This is a genomic window from Paenibacillus oryzae (assembly GCF_001675045.1).
Taxonomy (GTDB): domain Bacteria; phylum Bacillota; class Bacilli; order Paenibacillales; family Paenibacillaceae; genus Pristimantibacillus; species Pristimantibacillus oryzae.
The window spans coordinates 167,217-188,114 of record NZ_LYPA01000064.1; the positions used below are offsets into that span (position 1 = coordinate 167,217).

Consider the following 20,898-nt stretch of genomic DNA (forward strand, 5'->3'; position numbering starts at 1 on the left):
TGCTCACACCTTGTATGCAAATACGGCCGATGTTCCCGGTCCTGTATGCGTGCCAATGACGGCGCCTACGGTTGCATAAGTAATAGACTCAACGTTTAATACTTCCCTTACCTTTGCCTCCAGCTCATCTGAGTTATCCAGCTCGTCCGTTCCCGCTATCGTTACGGCAACAGGATCATTTCCAAACTGCTCCTGCAGCATTTCGCCAATTCGCGCAATCGCTTTTTTAATTCCGCGCGCCTTATCGGCAGGCATAACGGTGCCTGTCGCCTTGTCCAGCGTCAATATCGGCTTAATATTCAGAATGGAGCCGATCAATGCTGCCGCTTTGCCGATTCGTCCGCCCTTGCGGAGCCATTCCAATGAATCCACGAGGAAATAGATACGCGTTTTTTGCTGCAGCTCTTTGATTGCGGCAAGTATTTCTTCCTTGGATTTACCCTCCTTGGCCATCCGGGCCGCCAGCATAACCTGTAAGCCTATGCCGCAGGAAGCGGAGCAGGAATCCACGATTTCGATATCCCCCTCCTGCTCCAGCATGGATTTGGCAATCGTCGCGGATTGATGCGTGCCGCTGAGCACGGACGCAAGATGAATGGAAATAATGGAGCAGCCCGGCTCCTCCGTCAGCAAGCGCTCATACACCTCCGAAAAATCCAGCGGCGACGGCTGCGACGTCGTGGGCTGTACCTGCGACGTTTTTAGCTTGGCGTAAAATTGATCCGCCGTCAGCGTCACGGCATCCAGGTAGGTTTCCTCTCCAAACAGCACCTGCAAGGGAACAACTGTAATATCCAGCCCTTCTTTTAGCTCCGCCGGAATATCGGATGTGCTGTCAGTCACAATTCTTACCTTGCTCATGGCATGACCTCCAAATAATCAATATTGGCATTACTCAACGCCAAACAGGTATGGGTAAAGAGGCTGTCCGCCTCGTTGAACTTCGATTTCAAGGTCGGGATATTGATTCTGCGCCCAATCGCAAATAGCCGCAGTATCGTCATTATCCGCCTCCTCGCCTGTCAGGATAGTCAGCAGGTCTCCGCCATCTGCCAGCATGGTGCCAAGCAGCGACGTGCAAGCTTCCACAAGATCCGCATGGGAGACTACAATCGCTTTTTCCCGAATGCCAATATAGTGGCCTTCCTTTACATCAACGCCATCTATTGAGGTATCCCTTACCGCTTTAGTAACCTGCCCCGATACAATGCCTTGCGCCGCCCCGCTCATCCAATCCAGATTGCGCTGAGGGGACTCGTCCTCCTTGAAGGAGAGAACGGCCGCCAGACCTTGCAAAATAGTTTTCGTTGGTATGACCGTAACGTCTCGTTCGCTCAGCTCGGCAGCTTGCTCAGCCGCAAGAATAATATTTCCATTGTTCGGCAAAAGAAAAATATGATCTGCCGATAACGCATCAATTGCTTTCAGGAAATCCTCCGTGCTGGGATTCATGGTTTGACCGCCGGACAATACGGTGTCAACATCGCTGGCCAGAAAAATATCTGCAATGCCATCTCCCATTGCAACGGCAATCATGCCATAAGGAGCCTTCTCATAAGCCTGGCTTGGATTGAACTCGTTAACGGCGCCGCCTGCAAGCAGCTCGGCTCCAGACAAATCCGCAGTTGCCAATTCCTCTTGCTCCAGCAAATCACGGTGCTGCTCTCTCATATTCAAAATATGAATATCAATCAATTCGCCATAAGGAAGCGAAAAATTGAGCACGTCCCCAGGCTTCCGCGAATGAACATGAACCTTAATAATGTCATCGTCGGCAATAACCAGAATGGAATCTCCGTCCCGCTCCAGCTGTTTTTTGTAAGCGGATTCATCAAATAACACCGGGGCTTTTCCCGCATGCTTGCGATCAATGAAAAATTCCATATCGTAAAGGAACTCGATATCCTCTGTCGAAAGGCGCGACTGGGCAGAGGAATAATCCTTCTGCGCAAGCCCGCGGCTTCCGGCCGGGAGCGCAACTTCGTCCGGCATTGCAGCTTCCGAAGGCTGCATATAAAGCTCCTGGTAACCGGAGTTTTCCCTTTCGGAAAGGCTTCTCACAAAGCCCTCATAAATATAAACGAGACCTTGCCCGCCGGAATCCACTACGCCAACCTGCTTTAAAACCGGCAGCAGATCCGGCGTTTTTTGCAACGCTTCATTGGCTTTGCGGTACACTTCCTGCATCAAATCGGCAACATCGCTTGAGCGTCTGGCATAATGGACAGCATGTTTAGCCGCTTCTCTCGCAACAGTCAGAATCGTTCCTTCAACAGGCTTGACCACGGCTTTATACGCCATGTCTACGCCATGCTGAAGCGCCGCAGCCAAATCGGCGGCGGTTGCCTCCTGATGGCTGGACAACGATTTGGCCATGCCGCGAAACAGCTGCGACAAAATAACGCCCGAATTGCCCCTGGCGCCCATCAGCAATCCTTTGGACAAGGCTTCCGCGCTTTTACCGATATGATCGGAAGGTTTGCTTCTCAGCTCCCTCACGCCTGAGCCCATCGTCAAATTCATGTTGGTTCCCGTGTCTCCGTCTGGAACCGGAAAAACATTTAATGCATTAACGCGTTCCGCGTTGTTTTGCAACAGCTCCGCACCGAGCAATGCCATTGCGGCAAAGTCCGATCCGTTAATAGAGCGCTTACCCAATGAAAATTCCCCTTCCGCTACCTGGATACCCTTACATCCTGCACAAAAATATGAACTCCGTCAACCTGCAGGCCAATTACATTATTCAGAACGTATTCAACTTTGGATTGAATATTGTGAGCGACCTCGGAAATTTTGGTACCGTAACTTACGATAATATAAAGATCGATATGCAGCTTGCCGTTTTCCCGTCTGATCTCTACGCCGCGAGACATATTCTCGCGTCCAAGCAATTCTGCAATGCCGTCCTTCAGCCCTTTGCGGGAAGCCATGCCGACAAGCCCATAACAATCCAAGGCTGCGGAGCCGGCCAACAGGCTTATGCAATGATCTGAAACGTAAACGGAGCCAAGCTCGCTTTGAAGCTGCAGTGACATGGTAACACACTCCTTACTCCACTAGTATGAACCAAGTCTTATTGTACTATAAAGAACGACGTTATTGAAGTCCGTACAGAAATTCATTCCATTTTCCTCACATTTGGGTTGAAGAGAACTCGTCTTTATGATACGATATTCAAGTGTGTTCAGCGTAAAGCTCAATGATCGTCCTGAAGTGGCGCCGTATTGGCTTCGCGATGAATGATCGGTTCGGCATGTATGAACTTGAATATGTTTACTTGAATTATGCTTAGGAGGTGTAGTCATGTCCCGCAAATGTTATCTGACTGGCAAGTCGCCGCGTCAAGGCAACAACGTATCCCACGCCAATAACAAAACACGCCGTTCTTGGGGAGTCAACGTGCAGAAGGTTCGCATTCTTGTTGACGGTAAACCAAAACGCGTCTATGTGAGCGCCCGCGCTCTGAAATCCGGCAAAGTGACACGCGTATAGTTTCGGCTTGCGTGCATAGACAAAAGCACCTGTATCCCAGGTGCTTTTATTTTTTTGCCTCATCGCCAATAATGCCCGGAAGCATCAACTTTTCTGAAAAGTGTTCAGGATGGCTTTTACAAACCCGCCTAGAAATTTGGGCAGCTTGATCGTATAAAACTTCATGCCTCTTCCCTCCTCGGACACGCTCATGGAATAACTCCGCAACAATTCCATCACTATATGTAATCATCCTATGCGAAGGCATATTGTCCTATTCCATTGCAAGCGCTCCAAAAAGCATCATCTAGGCCGCTCCCGACATAAAATCGGGATTATCCCGTATAAACAGCACTGCGGTAAAAATGATGGCGGCGGCAAAATAAAAAATAAGGGCCAGGACTACGAACAATATCCGCAGCCCTGTCGTTTCCACCTTGCGAAAATACAGAATTCCCATTAAAAGAGCCAGCAGCGAAAACAAATATTTGATAAAGTGGTCCAGTTGGCTGAATACGGCCAGGAAAAGCCCGGCAAGCAGGCTGTACAGAAATACTCTCAGTATGGTTTTGATCCGCTCATTCATAGCCCTACCGCCCTAGCGCAATGCCGCGATTGCGGCGGCACGGTCTGATTGTCCAAATACGGCATTGCCCGCAACTAACACATTTGCGCCTGCTTCGCGAATGCCCGGGGCCGTAACCGGATTGACGCCTCCATCTACCTGAACATATACGCCGTCAAGTCCCCGCTCCTCCAGCATCGTTTTGACCTGGCGCAGCTTCACCAGAGAATAGGGAATAAAGCTTTGCCCGCCGAATCCCGGATTAACCGTCATCACGAGCACAAGATCCAGGTCATGGATAATGGGCTCCAGAACGGAAACCGGAGTTGCGGGATTAATAGCAACGCCCGCTGGCAAACCTCGCTCCTTGATCCAATGAATGGTCCGGTGAAGATGCGTACAAGCTTCGGCATGCACGGTAATCCGGCTAGCCCCTGCCGCAACATAATCAGCCAGTGACAGCTCCGGCTGCTGAATCATCAGATGAACATCAAAAGGAAGCGTTGTTGCGGCGCGGACTGCCGCAATAACAGGCGGGCCAAAGGTCAGGTTCGGAACAAAATGTCCGTCCATGACATCCACGTGGATCCAGTCCGCGCCGGCTTTTTCTGCACTGGCTATTTCTTCTCCCAAGCGGGAAAAATCCGCTGACAATATGGAAGGCGCAATCAAGGTCATGGCAGTTAGTACCTCCGTTTAGTATCTTTCATCTCTTCCATAAACAATAAATAGTGATCATATCGGCTTTTGGCCACGGTCCCTTCTCCCACAGCGGCAATGACGGCGCAGCCAGGCTCGTGGACATGAGTGCAGCCGCGAAATTTGCAGCTCGGCGAAAGCTCCCTCATTTCTACAAAACAATAACTTAAATCCTGTATGCCAAGCTCGTGAAAATCAAGCTGGCTGAAGCCAGGCGTATCCGCAACCAGACCGCCCCCGATATTAATCAGTTCAACATGGCGCGTCGTATGCTTCCCACGGCCGAGGCGGCTGCTGATTTCATTCGTTTCCAGATCAAGTCCCGGCACAATAGCATTCAGAAGCGAGGATTTGCCAACGCCGGATTGACCCGCAAACACGGCCAAATGCCCCCGAAGCCGCTCCTGCAGCTGCTCTACGCCGTCCCCTTTGCGCGAGCTGGTGCCAAATACCTCGTAGCCCAGCGCCCCGTAAATACGGTTGACGGACTCCGCTGCCGCTTTGGCTTCGGCCGTTTCCTCGCCTTCTTCCTCCAGATCCTGCTTGCTAAGACAAAGCAAGGCGGGAATGCCGGCATGCTCGATATGAACGAGAAACTTGTCCAGCAGCTGCAAGTTCAGGTCGGGCTCTGACACGGAAAACACCAGAATGGCCAAATCAACGTTGGCCACCGGCGGGCGAATCAGCTCCGATGTCCGGGGAAGGAGCTCCTCTACGGTTCCTTCCCCATTTTCAGTCAGGCTGTAGCGCACGCGATCGCCAACTAAAGGAGACTCTCCACGCTTCTTAAAAATCCCTCTGGCGCGGCATTGAACCGTCTCCTCATCAACGTCGCCATCACTCGACCGCACATAATAGTAGCCGCTTAATGCCTTGACGATCACTCCGCTCAGCATGCCCGCAGCGCCGTCGCTAGCCTTCATTGCCATTGCCTTGTTCTGATCCGTTTTCATCATTATCTCCATTTACCTCCGCTTGCGCAGGCTGTTCCTCTTCCTGGCTCGGTTCCTCTGTTTGCGGCGGCGGCTCCTGCCCTGGTATTTCAAGACCTGGCGAATGGTTGCCGGACAACGCATCCTCATACCTTATTTCCTTGATATCCATAAAGTTTCCGTCACGAAGCACGGATACTCGGGCTACGGTATCCGGCGCCATTATAACCGTTACCGGTATATCCACCGTACCGCTAATCGTTTGAGTTCCCGCATCAATATTTTCGCCGGTTGCATCGGAATAAAGAATTTGAACCTTGCTGGATTTCCCCGAAACTGCGGGTGAAATCCGGACAGTAAAGACATAAGAGATTGCATCCGCAGGCAAGCCTGTGCTGACCTTGAGCTTTACATTGGTACCCTTGGCGACCATTTCGCCGGGCAATATTTCTTTATCGCCCACTTCCTGGAGCGTTATATGATCCTTTTTGTGCAGGTAGCTTGGAACATAGCTAATATCGCTTTCCTCCAGCACCAGCTCCAGAGAGCTGAGCAGCGTTCTTGCGTTTGAAAGCTTCATATCTATGAGATCGGGCATTTTGACCTGCTCCCTGCCTTGGCTTACCACAAAGTTGATTTCATCCGTCTCCGGATTAATCATTTCTCCTCGTTCCGGGCTTTGGCTAAGGATCGTTCCCGGCTCCTCTTCGCTGAACTCTTGCTTCACCTTAATCCGGTCCTCGGATATCCCCAGACCCGTCAGTTCATCCTTAGCCTCCTGAAGCAGACGTCCTACATATTGCTTCAGCTCCTTAAGCTCAGGACCATCGCTGACGGTCAGCTGAATAGTCGTGCCTTTTTTGGCATTCATATTCTTTTTGGACTGCTCCATCACTATATCCTTAGGGATATCTTTGCTAAATTCGCGGGTTACGGGGTCTTCCACCCGAAGCCCCTCCGCCTCCAGCTTCTCACGAGCCTCGGTCTCCGTTATGCCGACTACATAAGGAATCTTGACCTCCTCCGTGTCAAGCTGCTTGAGCAGCCACCGGAAGCCCATAATAAGCAAAAAGAGCAATACCAGCGTAATACCCGCAACGATTAGCGGCTTTCGCCAACTGCTTCGCTGTGGAGAAGCTTCAGCCGGTGAAACCGCCGCTCCTGCTCCAGACGGCTTATTGCCCCCCGACGAGCGAATATCCTGTTGTTTGTTTTCAGGACGGTACATAGGTTCATCACTCCGAATCGCCGGCATCACTTTTGTTTCATCCAAATCGTTAAAGGTCTGGAACACGATTGGAGGTTCGTTCAGCCGTTCTTCTAACAGGCAAGTATCCAAATCCTCCTGCATATCCCGTGCTGTCGCATATCTCTCAGCCGGATTTTTACGCATAGCCTTCAAAATAATATTTTCCACGCTTTGCGGGATATGCGGATTAACCAGACGCGGATCTTCAAATGACTCCTGCAAATGCTTCAGCGCGACACTTATTGGACTTTCTCCCAAAAAAGGCAGCTTAGCTGTAAGCATCTGGTAAATGACAATGCCAAGGGAATATAAATCCGATTTTTCTCCCGTGTTGATGCCTTTGGCATGCTCCGGAGAAAAATAATGGACCGAGCCCACAACAGAGCCTGTATGTGTTATCGTCGATGAGGTAACCGCTCGGGCAATGCCAAAATCCGTTACCTTGACTCGACCGTTGTTTCCGATAAGTATGTTATGAGGTTTAATATCCCGGTGAATAATGTGATTCTGATGCGCATGATCCAGAGCATCGCATATTTGCGCTGCAATGCGCACGGCCTCCTGCACTTGAAGCGGCGCGCGCTCTTGAATGATTTCATTCAAATTGTGGCCTTCCACGTATTCCATAACAATATAATGCGTATCGTCCTCTTGTCCTACATCGTATATGCTGACGACGTTGGGATGAGACAAAGCGGCGGCGGATTGCGCTTCTCTCCTGAATCTGCGAATAAATTCTTCATCGTTGACGAACTGCTGCCTGAGCACCTTGACCGCGACATTGCGATTAAGCAATACGTCGTGGGCTTTGTAAACAAGCGCCATGCCGCCGCCGCCGACTCTGGATAAAATTTCGTATCTTCCGCCCAAATCATGTCCTATCATACAGCCTCCTCCTTCCGCTTCGCGCCGGCTGCTTCCTGCAGAAGAACGACTGTTACATTGTCTTCTCCCCCCGCTTCAAGCGCTTGCTGAATGAGTTGGTCCGCTTTAGCCGCAAGATCGTCGCTTTCCTGGGCCAATACGGCCAAAATTTGTTCCTCGCTGACCATATTGGTCAAGCCATCGCTGCAGAGCAGCAGCATATCCTCAGCATCCCACGAAAGCGACTGCACATCAATGTCCACATGCGCGTCGGTGCCGATAGCTCTGGTCAGTACATTTTTGCGGGGATGGTTGGCTGCTTCCTCATAGCTAAGCTGGCCCGATTTGAGCAGTTCGTTCACAAGAGAATGGTCCTCGGTCAAAAGACTTAGCTTCTCCTTGGAAATCCGATAGGCGCGGCTATCCCCGACATGGCCAATAACGGCGCTTCCGCCCCCCAGCAAGGCGGCAACAACAGTTGTCCCCATGCTGTGGTAGCGTTCATTGCGGGAAGCCATCCCATAAACCTTCTCATTGGCTTCCGCAATGGCCTGGCGAACCAGCATTTTGGCTTCCTCCTGGGAAACCTCTGCTTTCTCATGCTGGCGCTCCAGCATATTGCAGAAGGAATCTACAGCCAGCTTGCTAGCCACATCCCCGGCTTGATGCCCGCCCATGCCGTCGGCCACAATGGCATACGTAAGTCCGCCGGAAAGCTGGCCGACCCAGGCATGATCTTCATTTACGTGTCTTACCCGTCCGATATTGCTGCGATTTGCCGTTAACAAAAAACTATCACCTCGCCGTGGACTCCATATGTTTCGCTCTTAACTGGCCGCATGCGGCCGCTATATCATGTCCTTGCTCTCTGCGTATGGTTACATTGATTTTATTGCGCTCCAGCACTCTCTGGAATTCAAAAATATCCTCGCGCGGCGTGCGGACATAGTTGCGCTCCGGCACGTGGTTGACGGGAATCAGATTGACGTGGCAGAGCATATCCTTGAGCACGTCGGCAAGCTCCTGAGCATGCTCGGCGCTGTCGTTTACGCCGCCAATCAACGCATATTCAAACGACATTCTGCGTCCCGTTTTGGCAATGTAGTAACGGCAAGCTTCCATTACATCCTCAAAAGGATACCGCCGGTTGACCGGCATCAGCTTGCTTCTTAATTTGTCATTGGGAGCGTGAATCGAAAGCGCCAGATTGATTTGCGTGTTTTCATCCGCAAATTTGTACATGCTGGGCACTATGCCGCTTGTGGAAACCGTAATGTGGCGCTGCCCGATATTAAGTCCTTTTTCGTGAATCATCAGCCGCAGAAAGGTCATAGTGGCGTCATAATTTTCGAAAGGCTCGCCTGACCCCATAATAACGATGCTTGAAATGCGCTCGCCTGTAGCGTCCAGCATTTGCTGGGCCGTTACGACCTGGGCCACGATTTCGCCCGCGGTCAGATTACGTTTCAAGCCGCCAAGCGTCGAAGCGCAAAATGTACAGCCGATCCGGCAGCCTACCTGCGTCGTTACGCAAATGCTATTGCCGTAGCTATGTCTCATAATTACCGTTTCAATCGCATGGGCGTCATGCAGGCCGAACAAAAACTTTACGGTACCGTCGCGCGATTCGAATTTTGTTATTTCCTGAAGCGTAACAAACTGAAAATGCTCATCCAGCTTCCTTCTCAATTCCTTGGACAAGTTGGACATGTCCTCGAATGTGCTGACCCGCTTCACATAAATCCAGTCAAACAGCTGGTCGCCGCGAAATGCGGACTCGCCGTTTTCTTTCATCCAATCGCGAATCTGCTCTAATGTATAATCATAAATAAACGGTTTCATCTCATCACACCTGTATTTAAATTAGACAGCAGCAGCAATGCCGGCTGATGCCGTCGTTTTATTCTACCACAAACGTCCATGCCGAGCCATAATCGCGGTTTTGCGCCTTGTATTAAACCGTTACACGCGCCTTTTCATGCGGGCAATAAAAAATCCGTCGCTGCCAAAATGCTGCGGAAGCAGCTGAAGCTGTCCATCAAAGGTTTCATCAATCAGACCTGCGGCAGTCAGCCGTTCAAGCAGAGGCTTGGGCCAATTTGCATCCAATTCAAAATGGGGATGGTCGCTGAGAAAACGCTGGATTTGATCCTCGTTTTCCTCACGCAGCATCGTGCAGGTGCTGTACACAAAAGTGCCTCCAGGCTTGACCAGATCGCAAACCGCATCCAGAAGGGAACGCTGGATGGCGGAAATATCGGCGACATCGCCTGCCGTTTTGGTCCATTTGATCTCCGGCTTGCGGCGGATAACGCCAAAGCCCGAGCAAGGAGCGTCCAGCAAAACGGCGTCCATGGAAGCAGGAGCAAAAATCTCGCTCAGCTTAAGCGCGTCGCCGGTTGTTGCCTCCACATTACGAAGCTTTAGCCTTTCGGTTTGACCCGCAATGATTTTTCGTTTGTGGGCATGCAGATCATTTGCCCAAACCTTTCCTTTTCCGCCCATCAGCTCAGCCAGATGCGAGCTTTTGCCTCCGGGCGCCGCACAGCAGTCCAGCACCTTCATGCCGGATTCGGGGGCAACGACCTCCGCAACCAGCATGGAGCTTTCATCCTGGAGCGACCAGCGCCCGCCCGCATAACCTGCAAGCTCGGTCAGGTTGCCTCCGCCGCGAACCGCAATGCCGGATGGTGTTAACGGGGAAGCTTCGCCTTCAAGACCGGCCTCCTTGAGCTCTGCAAGCACCTCCTCCAAGGTGGCAGCCAGCGGGTTGACCCGGATGCCGGCATGCGGCGCTTCGTTGCCGGAAGCGCACATCGCTTCCGTCGCCTCAATGCCAAACTGTGCGCTCCACTTTTCCACCAGCCATAACGGATAGGAATGGCGCAGCGCAATAGTTTGCGCTATATCCGGCAGGCTGATCAGCTCCGGCTTTAAATCAGCGCGATTCCGGTCAATGCTGCGCAGCACGCCGTTCACCATGCCCGCTATTCCGCCATGCCCGCGGCGTTTGGCGATTTCCACCGCCTCGTTAACGGCTGCATGCGTCGGAATGCGGTCCAGATACAACAGCTGATAAGCGCTAAGCCGCAGCAGCTGGTGCACCCAGCCCTGCAGCTTGCCAACCCCTTTTGCCACAAAGCGGTCCAGCCAATAATCAAGCGTCGCTTGCCTGCTGATAGTTCCATATACAAGCTCCGTGGCTAACGCGGCGTCGCTGCGCGACAACCCCGCTTCCTGGAGTGTTTTGTTGATCTGCAAGTTACTGTACGCGCCGGAGGTTTCAACTCGCACAAGGATGGTTAAGGCGGCTTCACGGGCGGTTCCAAGCGCAGCCTTGCCGGAGCGTTGCTTGCCCCGCTGTCCGCCCCCGCCCCGACCCGGGCGCGGCTGGCGGCTCATCGTCCGTCTCCTTCGCCAAAGACCGCTCCAGGCGAAAGACGGGAGCCTTTAAGCCATTCCGAAGCTTTCATGACAACCTTGCCTGCTGGCTGAATGTCCTTTAGCAGCAGTCGCCCTTCGCCGCATTGCACCACGATGCCTTCAGAGCCGGTTTCAACAACCGTGCCCGGCGCGATCCCGGACGAAGTTGCCCCGCCCCCCTGCATTGGCGAGCAGGACCAGATTTTGAACGTTTCCCCATTAAGAAGCGTAAACGCTCCCGCCATTGGATACAGGCCGCGGGTCTGGTTGAAAAGACTGCGCGCGCTTTTTCCCCAATCTATACGTTCGTCCTCTCTTGTCAGGTTGGGGGCGTAGGTAGCCAAGGAATCATCCTGAGGGATCGCTTTTGCCGTGCCGTCCAGTATGGAAGGCAGCGTTTTGATGAGCAGCTCCGCTCCCGCGATGCTAAGCTTGCTGAACATAGTCCCGGAATGATCGCTATCTTCAATCGGCAGCTCCACGCTGCTGATCATATCCCCGGTGTCCAGCCCCTCCGCCATATACATAAGGGTCACGCCCGTTGATGGCTCGCCGTTTATAATAGAACGCTGAATGGGCGCTCCGCCGCGATATCCCGGCAGCAGCGAGCCGTGAACGTTGATACAGCGGTACCGGGGCATTTCAAGCACCGCCTTGGGCAGAATCTGGCCATAAGCCGCCGTCACAATGAGATCAGGCGCGTAGGCCCGCAGCTCCTCCACCGCCTCCGGGTTACGCATACGCTCCGGCTGCAGCACCGGCAATCCAAAACCTAAAGCCGCCTCCTTTACAGGAGAAGGCGTCAGCAACTTCTTGCGGCCTTTCGGCCGGTCGGGCTGGGTAACAACGGCAACAACATTGTACCCTTCATCCAGAAGGGCACGCAAAGAAGGGACGGCGAAATCCGGCGTCCCCATAAATACGATACGCATAACCTTATTCGCCGCCTTTTCTTGGTCTTTCCGAAATGTCGTAAATGCTTTCCGCCAAGTCGGTAAATAAAATGCCGTTCAAATGGTCGATTTCATGCTGGAAGGCGCGCGCAAAAAAACCGCTGGCATTTACGCTAAACGTATTGCCGTCGCTGTCTTGTCCCTGCACGACGATAGTGTCCGCGCGGCGTACATCTCCGTTCAAATTCGGAATGCTGAGGCAGCCCTCCGGTCCGAATTGCTCGCCTTCCCGGGATACGATGACCGGATTCACCATTTCCACCAGCCCGTGATCGTCTCCCACGTCAACAACGATTACTCGTTTGGATATGCCCACCTGCGGCGCGGCCAGCCCAACGCCCTCCGCATCGTACATCGTTTCAGCCATGTCCTTCAGCAGCTTTTTGAGATTGGCGTTGAACTTCGTCACCTCCCTGGCGACCTCGCGCAATACCGGATCAGGGTCCTTTACTATCAATCTGATGCTCATCTTTCGTTCCCATCCTTTGTTTTGATCTATTCCTTGGCATATCCTATTTAAAAATCCTTATAAAATTACCTGCGGATCGACGTCCACGCTAAACTGCACGGTATTGCCCGCCGCGCCTTCCGTAAAAGGCTTCAGAGCCAGCCGTACAAGCGAGGATATGTCGATGCTTCCCCGATATTTTATCACACATTGAAACCGGTAGCGATCTTTCATTCTCGAGATTGGAGAGGAGACGGGGCCCAGCACTTCTATTGCTCGTGGAAAACCGCCGGAAAGCGGCATTAATAACCCCTCATGCTCCGCCAGCGCCCGCAGCTCCGCAGCAAAGCCTTCGCTGACTGATGCCAGCAAAGGCAGCTGCTCATGCGACATTGTAATTAATACAAGTCTGCAGTATGGAGGGTACCCCATGTTCGCCCGATGGCTCAGCTCCTCGCGCAGGAACGCCTCGTAATCATGCTGCTGCGCCGTCGTTATGGCATAGTGCTCAGGGGCATAGCTCTGCACAACAACCTCGCCGGGCAGCTGGTGGCGGCCCGCTCGGCCCGCTACCTGAGTCAGCAGCTGAAAGGTGCGCTCGGCCGCCCGGAAATCGGGCAGATGCAGCGACGTATCCGCCGCAATGACGCCTACGAGCGTCACGTAAGGAAAATCCAGTCCTTTCGCCACCATTTGCGTTCCCAGCAGCACGTCCGCCTTACGTTCTCCAAACTGCTTCAGCAGCTTTTCATGGCTGTTCTTCTGGCTTGTTGTATCCACATCCATCCGAATAACCTTTATGCCGGGAAACAGCTTGGACAACTCTTCTTCAACCCGCTGCGTGCCCGTGCCAAAATAACGGATGTTTTCACTCTCGCAGGAGGGACACTTGGACGGAGCTCCCTCCGCATGACCGCAATAATGGCAGCGCAGCACGCGCGTTTTTTGATGGAAGGTTAGCGAAATGTCGCAATGGGGACATGTGGAGGTATAGCCGCAGGAGCGGCACATCACAAAGGTGGAATAGCCTCTCCTGTTCAGCAGCAGCACGGACTGCTCTCCGCGCTCCAGCCTGTCGGCAAGAGCGGAATGCAGCTTGCGGCTGAACATGGAGCGGTTGCCCTCGCGAAGCTCCTCGCGCATATCCACGACTTCAACCTGCGGCAGCGGTCTGCCTCCCACCCGGTCCCGCATAGGCAGCAGCGCCGGCTCCTCGCCTGCCGCGGGAATGCGGCTGGCAGCAGCATAGGTTTCAAGCGACGGCGTTGCGGAGCCAAGCACTACGGCGGCGCCGTGCTGCATCGCCCGTCTTACCGCAACATCCCGCGCATGATATTTCGGACTTTCCTCCTGCTTGTAGGATGACTCATGCTCTTCGTCGATAATAATAAGCCCAATGCTGGAAAATGGCGCAAAAATCGCGGAGCGGGCGCCAATCGCCACCTGCGCGGCGCCGCTGCGGATTTTGCGCCATTCGTCAAAACGCTCGCCGCTGGACAAACGGCTGTGCAGAACAGCCACAGCATTGCCGAAACGGCCTTTGAAGCGCTCCACCATTTGAGGCGTTAACGAAATTTCGGGCACCAGCACAATAGCTTGCCGCCCCGAATCCAGGCAATGCCTGATGCTTTGCAAATAAACCTCGGTTTTTCCGCTGCCGGTCACGCCATGCAGCAGCATAGTTCGGGCTTTGGCCCCGTCGAGCGCCCGCCTGATCGTCCCATAGACTTTGTCTTGCCCTTCAGTCAGCGGCAGCGGTTCTGTCGCCGCAAAGCTTCTATCGCCATATGGATCGCGCGATTTCTCCACCTCGCGCAACGCTACCAGCCCTTTGTCGGCCAAAGCCTTGATGCTGGAAGCCGCAGCCCCCGAGGCGGCTGCAAGCTCCTGAAGAGGCATCGGCTCTCCACGTTCAAGAAGACAAAGCAGGGCAAGACGCTGCTTTGCCGCACGCGGGGGGAATTGTTCCGCAGCTGTGGCAGCGGCGGCCGGATCAACATCCAAAAACACCGTCAATACGCGCCGGACGGACAACCGATCGCGAATAGCCGACGTTTGCTGAAGGTCCCCGCTTCGCAAAGCCGCCTTTACAGCAGAGGTATATTGAGGATACCTCTCCAGCAATGCATCCAGCCTGACAGTTCCGCCAGACGCGCTGACCCATTCCAGAAGCTCCGGCGGCAAGCCGCAGCTCTCCCCATATTCGCCCAAAGAAACTTTCCGTTCTTCTTTGCCCTTTAACGCAGCGGGAATCATCGCCTGAAGCGCTTGAATGCGGGAGCAGCAATATTTGTCGCTCATCCATCGGGAAAGCTCCACCAGATCGGGCAGGAGAGGCGGCAAGGCGTCCAGCAGCTCCGCTATCGGCTTGAGACGGCTGCCCTCAAGCGATGATGATTCCGCCAGTCCGATAACAAAGCCTTGCAGCACCCTGCCCCCAAAAGGGACGCCAACGCGGCTGCCGCATTCAATCCATGGCTCCATCCCTTCAGGAACCAAATAATCAAAAGGCCTGTCGTTCTGCCGGCTAGGCACATCCACAATGACTTTGGCAATCATTCACCTAGTCCTCCGAATGGCGTCGACGCAAGCCTTGCAGCCATTATGGCCATCAGACGTCCGGCCAGCTCCCGCTTCGGCATAACGGGATAACGCTCCACCAGTCCATTATGATCAAAAACGGATACGGCATTTGTATCCACGTTAAACCCGGCGCCTGCCATGCCGATATCGTTCGCAATGATCAAATCGCAATTTTTGCGTTTGAGCTTGTCCATGGCGTAATGATCCAGCTGCTCCGTTTCGGCGGCAAATCCGACCAGCAATTGCCCCTTTTTGCGTTCACCCAGCAGCTGCAAAATATCCGTTGTACGCTCAAGCTCCAGCTGATAGCGATCACCGGTTTTTTTCAGCTTCTCGCGGTGGACCTGAACAGGCCGGTAATCTGCGACGGCCGCCGCTTTAATAACAATATCCGACTCATCAAAACGATCCAGCACCGCCTCCAGCATATCCTGGGCCGAAACAACCGGCACAACGGCGACGCCCGCCGGCGCTTGACCGGAGGTGCGGCCGGCAACCAGGGTAACATCGGCTCCCATGAGCTTTGCGGCTTCAGCCAACGCAAAGCCCATTTTGCCGGAGGAATCATTAGTCAAATAACGCACCGGATCAAGCCGCTCGATCGTGCCGCCCGCCGTAATCAATACACGCTTCCCGCGCAGCGCATCGGATTTGGCAAACAAATTGTTGGCAGCCAAAACGATATCCTTGGGCTCCGCTAGTCTGCCTTTTGCAACATACCCGCATGCCAGCTGTCCTGTTCCAGGCTCGACGAATAAAGCACCGCGCTGAGCCAGCTTATTCATGTTTTCAACAACGGCGGGATGCTCGTACATATGTACGTTCATGGCAGGCGCAATCAATACCGGGCAAGTTACGGCCAGCATCGTTGTGCTGACCATATCGTCGGCCAGTCCATTTGCCAGCTTTCCGATTATATTGGCGGTTGCAGGCGCTATAATGGCCAGGTCGGCATGATCAGCCAGATGGATATGAGAAACAACAGATGGGTCCTGCTCATCGAATGTATCAACAAAAACATGATTTCGAGATAATGTCTGCAGGGTAAGCGGCGTAATAAATTGGGTGGCGGAACGGGTCATCAGAACATGCACATTCGCTCCGGCCTGCACCAGCTTGCTGCACAACGCCGCTCCCTTGTAGGCGGCAATTCCGCCCGTAATGCCAAGCAATACGGTTTTGCCCTGAATCATGATGACATCTCCTGTTCATTCTGGGGCGTGCCTTAAACCTCCACAGTGGTAAGACATGCCCTGGTTGGTGTTACCAGTTATTGCGCTCTCTGAGACCGGAAATATGTGCGACATGATGTCTGGCATGCCAGGTTACATATCCTAAATAATATGAAAGCTTAAACTGGCGGCCTTTGCCGGGATGATAAAATTCGCGTTCGAAATCCGCACGGTCCAATGAACGAAGAAGCAGCGCCCATCTGGCACAGGTGCCTTCAATCATGCTGATGCTGGTTTCAGTCGGGGCATGCAGGCCGTCTTCGGTAGCCGCCCACGCCTCCTCATCAAACGGTTTAATGGTTGGATTGGATTCTGTCAAGGCAAGCTTGAAGCGGCTATAGTTGTTAATAATGGCGTCGGCCAAATGATGAACAACCTGTCTGGAAGACCATCCGCCCTTGCGGTATGCAAGATCCAATTGAGAATCATCCAGTCCGCTTATCGTTTCACGCAGCACCTTAGGCAGCTCCTCCAGCTCGGAAATCCACTTTTCCTGTCTCGCCGCATTCATGCCTTCAAACCGGTAACGCCCAATAGGATAACGCAATGCATCCATAACAAATCCCTCCTGAATATTAGTATATAAGTTGAGCAAAAGAGTCTCAGCAGTGTGGGCCGGCGTGTGAGAAGTTCTTCCGGGAACACAAGCGACCGCTTAAAACGTTCTAGAAGAACGTTACTTCGTAAGCATATGCTTTTCTCCAGAACCCCTCACACTCTGGCCTGATGCTACTGTTCTTTTGTTCGACTTATATTAGATAGTTCACGACGCCAATGCCAACTAACATAACACCAAACACAATGACAAAAGCAAGGATTGCCCGGCTCCAGAACGAACTTTCTGTATTGGAATGGCTCCGCAGCCGCTCAACCTCGGCCTCCAGTGACTTTACCCTCTCCAGCAGCTCCTTGTTATCGGGGGCATGCTCGCGGCGGGTTTCGGAATCAGGCAATGGTTCCACCTCTTCCTTTTATCTCTTTAAGCTCCTTGCGCAGGATTTGAATCTCGACAATCAGCTCATCCAGCTTGGCAGAGGTTTTGGATTGATCAATAGCAGAGCGAATAATGAATAGCAAAAGCCACAAAAAAAGCGCAACGCCTCCAATAGCCAAAGCATAAACAAGTATTCCCAGACCGAAGGAACTATCCACGTTTTCCCACCTCCCATTTGTACAAAAAAAGAGGTGTCTACTGTTGCCAGCGCGCACCCCTTTTTCTGAATTAATACTGATCATGCTGCTTTTTGGAGACGTTATTCTTCCTTGCTGGCGATTGTTTCGACCTGCACAATGTCACCGTAAATTTCTTCCAGCGCCACGCCTACAAATTTGTGAGAGCGCGGATTGACCAGCTCTGTTTTTTCACCGTTGCGCAGCATGCGGGCTCTTCTGGAGGCCGCTACGACCAACGTATATTTGCTGTCAACCTTTTTCACCATTTCATCAATGGACGGATATAACATTGTACATTCTCCTCACTCAAGCTTTCTCGATTGCCGTTCTCATATGGGCTACAGTCGGCATAACCCGGTAGCCCTTGCAATGCTCTGCAATAATAATACTGCGAATACGGTCGCTTGCAGCATCGATTTCGTCGTTAACAACGGCGTAATCATAATGGCTGAGAAGCCCCAGCTCTCTGTTCGCTTCGTTCATTCGGCGTTCGATGGTATCCTTGGTTTCCGTGCCTCGACCTGTAATGCGTTCCTTAAGCACGTCAAACGACGGCGGCAGCAGAAAGATAAAAATGGCCTCCTGGAACTTTTCCTTTACCTTCAACGCGCCTTGTACATCAATTTCCAGAATGACATCTCTGCCGCTCGCCAGGGTCGTATCCACAAAATCACGGGGCGTGCCGTAGTAGTTGCCTACATATTCAGCATGCTCAAGCAAGGCATCCCGCTTGATCATATCCTGAAACTGTTCTCTGGTTCTGAAAAAATAGTTGACTCCATCTATCTCGCCCTGTCTCGGCTGCCTGGTGGTAGCGGACACCGAATATACAAGTTCGGGCATCCGTTTCCGCAGCGCGGCGCATACCGTGCCTTTGCCTACTCCGGCAGGACCGGACAAAACAATTAACAATCCCATTTGCTCCAAGCTCCCCGTACTATTCGTCGTTATCGTCATCCTTGGTGGACAAACGATGGGCAACCGTCTCCGGTTGAACCGCTGATAAAATAACATGGTCGCTGTCCGTAATGATGACAGCCCGGGTACGGCGTCCGTAAGTTGCGTCAATCAGCATATGACGGTCGCGCGCCTCCTGAATAATTCGTTTGATTGGAGCCGATTCCGGACTCACAATAGAAATAATGCGATTCGCCGAAACGATATTGCCGAATCCGATATTAATCAGCTTTATAGCCAAGCCAGATCCCCCTCCGCGTTCGTTATGAACGCAACTGTCCCATTTCCAACATCCACGGCATACATGCGAGAAAACATTTCTAGTTTAGTTTGGACAAAAAAACGAACAAGCAAACGTATTTTCCCGCCTGCTCCGACTCGTATGCCTATTTTAATTGATTTTGAAGCCATGAACAAGCAAAAAATAACATGGCAGCGTCACTTTTGATAAATCGGCTATTATTTTTTTGTTTTTTGCCACACATAACGGGTTAGTTGAACCGCCATATCATGGTACATAAAAGGTGTTATCAAATAAATGCCGTTAAAATGAGGCAACGCCGCATCCAGCAGCTCCTGAGCGATCCGAACGCCCTCCGCCCGGCCGGCTTCGCCTTCCAATCCCGCCATGCGCTTGCGTACCTCGTCCGAAAGCTGAATGCCGGGCACCTCGTTATGCAAATATTCCGCGTTGCGTCCGTTGGCGAGCGGCATAATGCCGATAAATACCGGCACGCCGATATTTTTGGTCGCTTCCGCAATCCGCACCATCAGCTCGGGATCATAAACGGGCTGCGTCATAATATAGTCGGCCCCTGATGACACCTTGCGCTCCAGACGCTGCACGGCCTTGTCCAGATGCTTCACATTGGGATTAAACGCCGCGCCCACGATAAAGTTTGCTTTTTGCTTAAGCGGCTTGCCCGAAAATGCCGTCCCTTCGTTTAACTGCTTGATCATGCGGATCATTTCGAAGGAGGTCAAATCATAAACCGAGCTGGAGTCCGGCAAATCGCCAAACCTGGCGGGGTCGCCCGTGACAGCCAAAACATGGTTGATGCCCAGCGCATCCAATCCCATCATGTGGGACTGCGTGCCGATCAGGTTCCGGTCTCGTGCCGCGATATGGACAAGCGGCGTAATATCGACCTGCTCCCGCAGCAGCGCCCCCAGCGCCAGATTGCTCATGCGCGTGACGGCAAGCGAGTTGTCGGCCATGGTGATCGCATCGGCGTTAACGGCTTTCAAAGCAGCTGCTCCCGCCATAAACCGGCTAATATCCAGATCGCGAGGCGGGTCCAGCTCCACAATAACGGTATGGCGCTGCTTCACGAGATCAACGATGGTTTGAGGAGCGTCTCCGCCCGTTCTGGAAAACTTTCCTGCTGTTGAAGCCTGGTTCGGCGCAGATTCTGCAACTGCCGCTTTAGGCCGTTGAATGGCTGCTTCCGACTGAGGGGCGTAGCCCTCAATTGCCGCAGCCATAGCGGCTACATGCTCCGGCGTGGTGCCGCAGCAGCCGCCGATAATTTTGACGCCGCGATCGGCAAAACGGCGCGCGCACTCTCCGAAGTATTGAGCGCCTGCCGAATAGCTGTATTTGCCATCGACATAATCCGGTATACCGGCATTGGGATATACCGACAGCGGCAAATGGACCGGCCCTTCAATGGACTCTACCGCCTTCAAAATGCCGTTAGGACCGCTATGGCAGTTGAAGCCAACGACATCGGCGCCAAGCTTCTTCAATTGCTGGAACGCATCGGCCAGCGCTACGCCGTCACGAGTGCGGCCGCTATCCTCAACCGCAAACTGGCATATGACGGGGATATCCCCTATTTTTCGGGCGATGGACAAAGCAAGCTTCATTTCCTTCAGGTCATAGAAGGTTTCGAGCAGCAGGCCGTCCGCTCCCGCCTCCACCAGCGCTGTCATCTGGCGTTCATAGGCTTCCTCCACCTTGGAGGTGCGAACGTTATTAAGCTTGCCATCCCGCACCGATCCAATAGAGCCTATAACAAAGGCATCTTCGCCAACTGCGGAGCGGGCAATCGCCACTCCGGCCCGGTTAATGGCCTCCATCTGGTCCTCTAGCCCGTATTTAGCCAGCTTCACCAGGTTGGCGGAATACGTATTGGTCTCGATGATTCGCGCTCCTGCTTCATAATATAGCCGATGCACATTTTGGATTACCTCGGGGCGAAGAACGTTTAATTCCTCATAGGAAACTCCGATCGGAAAACCAAGCTGATACAGGTACGTGCCCATCGCACCGTCCCCGATCAGGATGCGCTCCTTAAGCGCCTCGCGCAAACTTTCTCTCTGACGTTCCACTTCTTCCGTTAACCT

General features: G+C 52.9%; 23 protein-coding genes. 1 reads left to right on the forward strand and 22 read right to left on the reverse strand.

Going from position 1 to position 20,898, the window contains the following annotated elements:
• Window positions 1–3: 3 nt before the first annotated feature.
• From A7K91_RS14655 to A7K91_RS14665, 3 genes are read right to left on the reverse strand one after another with little or no spacing between them, the layout of a single operon-like run.
• Entirely contained in the window at window positions 4–861 is an 858-nt protein-coding gene (locus A7K91_RS14655) for a DegV family protein (RefSeq protein WP_068683984.1), read from the reverse strand.
• Window positions 862–891: 30 nt separating this feature from the next.
• The gene (locus A7K91_RS14660) at window positions 892–2,619 is read right to left on the reverse strand and encodes a DAK2 domain-containing protein (RefSeq protein ID WP_068684479.1); all 1,728 of its coding nucleotides are present in this window, start codon (window positions 2,617–2,619) and stop codon (window positions 892–894) included.
• 56 nt (window positions 2,620–2,675) lie between these two features.
• Window positions 2,676–3,035, reverse strand: a complete 360-nt coding sequence (locus A7K91_RS14665) for an Asp23/Gls24 family envelope stress response protein (protein WP_068683986.1) — start codon at window positions 3,033–3,035, stop codon at window positions 2,676–2,678.
• A gap of 268 nt (window positions 3,036–3,303) precedes the next feature.
• On the opposite strand from A7K91_RS14665, the gene rpmB reads away from it, so the two are divergent.
• Window positions 3,304–3,492 carry a 50S ribosomal protein L28 gene (rpmB, locus tag A7K91_RS14670; RefSeq protein ID WP_068683988.1) on the forward strand — a complete coding sequence of 63 codons (189 nt, stop codon included), beginning with the start codon at window positions 3,304–3,306 and terminating at the stop codon, window positions 3,490–3,492.
• An 84-nt stretch (window positions 3,493–3,576) separates the two neighbouring features.
• Here the strand turns inward: rpmB and spoVM are convergent, their stop codons facing one another.
• From spoVM to A7K91_RS14765, 19 genes are all read right to left on the reverse strand, one after another.
• Window positions 3,577–3,657: a stage V sporulation protein SpoVM gene (gene spoVM, locus A7K91_RS14675; protein WP_040711006.1), complete on the reverse strand. Its 81-nt coding sequence runs from the start codon at window positions 3,655–3,657 to the stop codon at window positions 3,577–3,579.
• A 121-nt stretch (window positions 3,658–3,778) separates the two neighbouring features.
• The gene (locus tag A7K91_RS14680; protein ID WP_068683993.1) at window positions 3,779–4,057 is read right to left on the reverse strand and encodes a hypothetical protein; all 279 of its coding nucleotides are present in this window, start codon (window positions 4,055–4,057) and stop codon (window positions 3,779–3,781) included.
• Between the two features lie 12 nt (window positions 4,058–4,069).
• Complete coding sequence (gene rpe, locus A7K91_RS14685) at window positions 4,070–4,714, reverse strand: ribulose-phosphate 3-epimerase (RefSeq protein WP_068683995.1); 645 nt, start codon at window positions 4,712–4,714, stop codon at window positions 4,070–4,072.
• 5 nt (window positions 4,715–4,719) lie between these two features.
• Window positions 4,720–5,631, reverse strand: coding sequence for a ribosome small subunit-dependent GTPase A (gene rsgA, locus A7K91_RS14690; RefSeq protein ID WP_068684481.1), 912 nt, complete (start codon window positions 5,629–5,631; stop codon window positions 4,720–4,722).
• A 16-nt stretch (window positions 5,632–5,647) separates the two neighbouring features.
• Window positions 5,648–7,801 carry a Stk1 family PASTA domain-containing Ser/Thr kinase gene (gene pknB / locus A7K91_RS14695; RefSeq protein ID WP_068683997.1) on the reverse strand — a complete coding sequence of 718 codons (2,154 nt, stop codon included), beginning with the start codon at window positions 7,799–7,801 and terminating at the stop codon, window positions 5,648–5,650.
• Window positions 7,798–8,568 (reverse strand): Stp1/IreP family PP2C-type Ser/Thr phosphatase, encoded by a 771-nt coding sequence (locus tag A7K91_RS14700; protein ID WP_068683999.1) that lies wholly within the window; start codon window positions 8,566–8,568, stop codon window positions 7,798–7,800. Before A7K91_RS14700 ends, pknB begins: the two co-directional genes overlap by 4 nt.
• 7 nt (window positions 8,569–8,575) lie before the next feature.
• Window positions 8,576–9,622 carry a dual-specificity RNA methyltransferase RlmN gene (gene rlmN / locus A7K91_RS14705; RefSeq protein WP_068684000.1) on the reverse strand — a complete coding sequence of 349 codons (1,047 nt, stop codon included), beginning with the start codon at window positions 9,620–9,622 and terminating at the stop codon, window positions 8,576–8,578.
• A gap of 120 nt (window positions 9,623–9,742) precedes the next feature.
• Window positions 9,743–11,182, reverse strand: coding sequence for a 16S rRNA (cytosine(967)-C(5))-methyltransferase RsmB (gene rsmB, locus A7K91_RS14710; RefSeq protein ID WP_068684001.1), 1,440 nt, complete (start codon window positions 11,180–11,182; stop codon window positions 9,743–9,745).
• Window positions 11,179–12,135, reverse strand: coding sequence for a methionyl-tRNA formyltransferase (gene fmt, locus A7K91_RS14715; protein WP_068684002.1), 957 nt, complete (start codon window positions 12,133–12,135; stop codon window positions 11,179–11,181). The genes rsmB and fmt overlap by 4 nt, the downstream gene beginning before the upstream one ends.
• Before the next feature lie 4 nt (window positions 12,136–12,139).
• Complete coding sequence (gene def / locus A7K91_RS14720; protein WP_068684003.1) at window positions 12,140–12,625, reverse strand: peptide deformylase; 486 nt, start codon at window positions 12,623–12,625, stop codon at window positions 12,140–12,142.
• A gap of 57 nt (window positions 12,626–12,682) precedes the next feature.
• Window positions 12,683–15,163, reverse strand: a complete 2,481-nt coding sequence (priA, locus tag A7K91_RS14725) for a primosomal protein N' (RefSeq protein ID WP_068684005.1) — start codon at window positions 15,161–15,163, stop codon at window positions 12,683–12,685.
• Window positions 15,160–16,380, reverse strand: coding sequence for a bifunctional phosphopantothenoylcysteine decarboxylase/phosphopantothenate--cysteine ligase CoaBC (gene coaBC / locus A7K91_RS14730; RefSeq protein WP_068684006.1), 1,221 nt, complete (start codon window positions 16,378–16,380; stop codon window positions 15,160–15,162). The genes priA and coaBC overlap by 4 nt, the downstream gene beginning before the upstream one ends.
• Window positions 16,381–16,450: 70 nt before the next feature.
• On the reverse strand, window positions 16,451–16,975 hold the full coding sequence (locus tag A7K91_RS14735; RefSeq protein WP_068684007.1) for a YfiT family bacillithiol transferase: 525 nt from the start codon (window positions 16,973–16,975) through the stop codon (window positions 16,451–16,453).
• A 193-nt stretch (window positions 16,976–17,168) separates the two neighbouring features.
• Complete coding sequence (locus tag A7K91_RS14740) at window positions 17,169–17,372, reverse strand: hypothetical protein (RefSeq protein WP_068684008.1); 204 nt, start codon at window positions 17,370–17,372, stop codon at window positions 17,169–17,171.
• Window positions 17,365–17,571, reverse strand: coding sequence for a hypothetical protein (locus tag A7K91_RS14745; RefSeq protein ID WP_068684010.1), 207 nt, complete (start codon window positions 17,569–17,571; stop codon window positions 17,365–17,367). Before A7K91_RS14745 ends, A7K91_RS14740 begins: the two co-directional genes overlap by 8 nt.
• Window positions 17,572–17,672: 101 nt before the next feature.
• Window positions 17,673–17,882 carry a DNA-directed RNA polymerase subunit omega gene (gene rpoZ, locus A7K91_RS14750; protein ID WP_068684013.1) on the reverse strand — a complete coding sequence of 70 codons (210 nt, stop codon included), beginning with the start codon at window positions 17,880–17,882 and terminating at the stop codon, window positions 17,673–17,675.
• Window positions 17,883–17,898: 16 nt separating this feature from the next.
• Entirely contained in the window at window positions 17,899–18,510 is a 612-nt protein-coding gene (gene gmk / locus A7K91_RS14755; RefSeq protein ID WP_068684014.1) for a guanylate kinase, read from the reverse strand.
• Between the two features lie 19 nt (window positions 18,511–18,529).
• Window positions 18,530–18,790 carry an extracellular matrix/biofilm regulator RemA gene (gene remA, locus A7K91_RS14760; RefSeq protein WP_005548256.1) on the reverse strand — a complete coding sequence of 87 codons (261 nt, stop codon included), beginning with the start codon at window positions 18,788–18,790 and terminating at the stop codon, window positions 18,530–18,532.
• 218 nt (window positions 18,791–19,008) lie between these two features.
• A complete protein-coding gene (locus A7K91_RS14765; RefSeq protein ID WP_281198631.1) occupies window positions 19,009–20,883 on the reverse strand; it encodes a bifunctional homocysteine S-methyltransferase/methylenetetrahydrofolate reductase in 1,875 nt (624 codons plus the stop codon).
• Between the last annotated feature and the right edge of the window lie 15 nt (window positions 20,884–20,898).

Excerpts from the sequence above, each read along its gene's own strand:
- A7K91_RS14655 (WP_068683984.1), bottom strand. The coding sequence starts at position 861 with ATGAGCAAGGTAAGAATTGTGACTGACAGCACATCCGATATTCCGGCG.
- A7K91_RS14660 (WP_068684479.1), bottom strand. The coding sequence starts at position 2,619 with ATGGCATTGCTCGGTGCGGAGCTGTTGCAAAACAACGCGGAACGCGTT.
- A7K91_RS14665 (WP_068683986.1), bottom strand. The coding sequence starts at position 3,035 with ATGTCACTGCAGCTTCAAAGCGAGCTTGGCTCCGTTTACGTTTCAGAT.
- rpmB (WP_068683988.1), top strand. The coding sequence starts at position 3,304 with ATGTCCCGCAAATGTTATCTGACTGGCAAGTCGCCGCGTCAAGGCAAC.
- spoVM (WP_040711006.1), bottom strand. The coding sequence starts at position 3,657 with ATGAAGTTTTATACGATCAAGCTGCCCAAATTTCTAGGCGGGTTTGTA.
- A7K91_RS14680 (WP_068683993.1), bottom strand. The coding sequence starts at position 4,057 with ATGAATGAGCGGATCAAAACCATACTGAGAGTATTTCTGTACAGCCTG.
- rpe (WP_068683995.1), bottom strand. The coding sequence starts at position 4,714 with ATGACCTTGATTGCGCCTTCCATATTGTCAGCGGATTTTTCCCGCTTG.
- rsgA (WP_068684481.1), bottom strand. The coding sequence starts at position 5,631 with ATGCTGAGCGGAGTGATCGTCAAGGCATTAAGCGGCTACTATTATGTG.
- pknB (WP_068683997.1), bottom strand. The coding sequence starts at position 7,801 with ATGATAGGACATGATTTGGGCGGAAGATACGAAATTTTATCCAGAGTC.
- rlmN (WP_068684000.1), bottom strand. The coding sequence starts at position 9,622 with ATGAAACCGTTTATTTATGATTATACATTAGAGCAGATTCGCGATTGG.
- rsmB (WP_068684001.1), bottom strand. The coding sequence starts at position 11,182 with ATGAGCCGCCAGCCGCGCCCGGGTCGGGGCGGGGGCGGACAGCGGGGC.
- fmt (WP_068684002.1), bottom strand. The coding sequence starts at position 12,135 with ATGCGTATCGTATTTATGGGGACGCCGGATTTCGCCGTCCCTTCTTTG.
- def (WP_068684003.1), bottom strand. The coding sequence starts at position 12,625 with ATGAGCATCAGATTGATAGTAAAGGACCCTGATCCGGTATTGCGCGAG.
- priA (WP_068684005.1), bottom strand. The coding sequence starts at position 15,163 with ATGATTGCCAAAGTCATTGTGGATGTGCCTAGCCGGCAGAACGACAGG.
- coaBC (WP_068684006.1), bottom strand. The coding sequence starts at position 16,380 with ATGATTCAGGGCAAAACCGTATTGCTTGGCATTACGGGCGGAATTGCC.
- A7K91_RS14735 (WP_068684007.1), bottom strand. The coding sequence starts at position 16,975 with ATGGATGCATTGCGTTATCCTATTGGGCGTTACCGGTTTGAAGGCATG.
- rpoZ (WP_068684013.1), bottom strand. The coding sequence starts at position 17,882 with ATGTTATATCCGTCCATTGATGAAATGGTGAAAAAGGTTGACAGCAAA.
- gmk (WP_068684014.1), bottom strand. The coding sequence starts at position 18,510 with ATGGGATTGTTAATTGTTTTGTCCGGTCCTGCCGGAGTAGGCAAAGGC.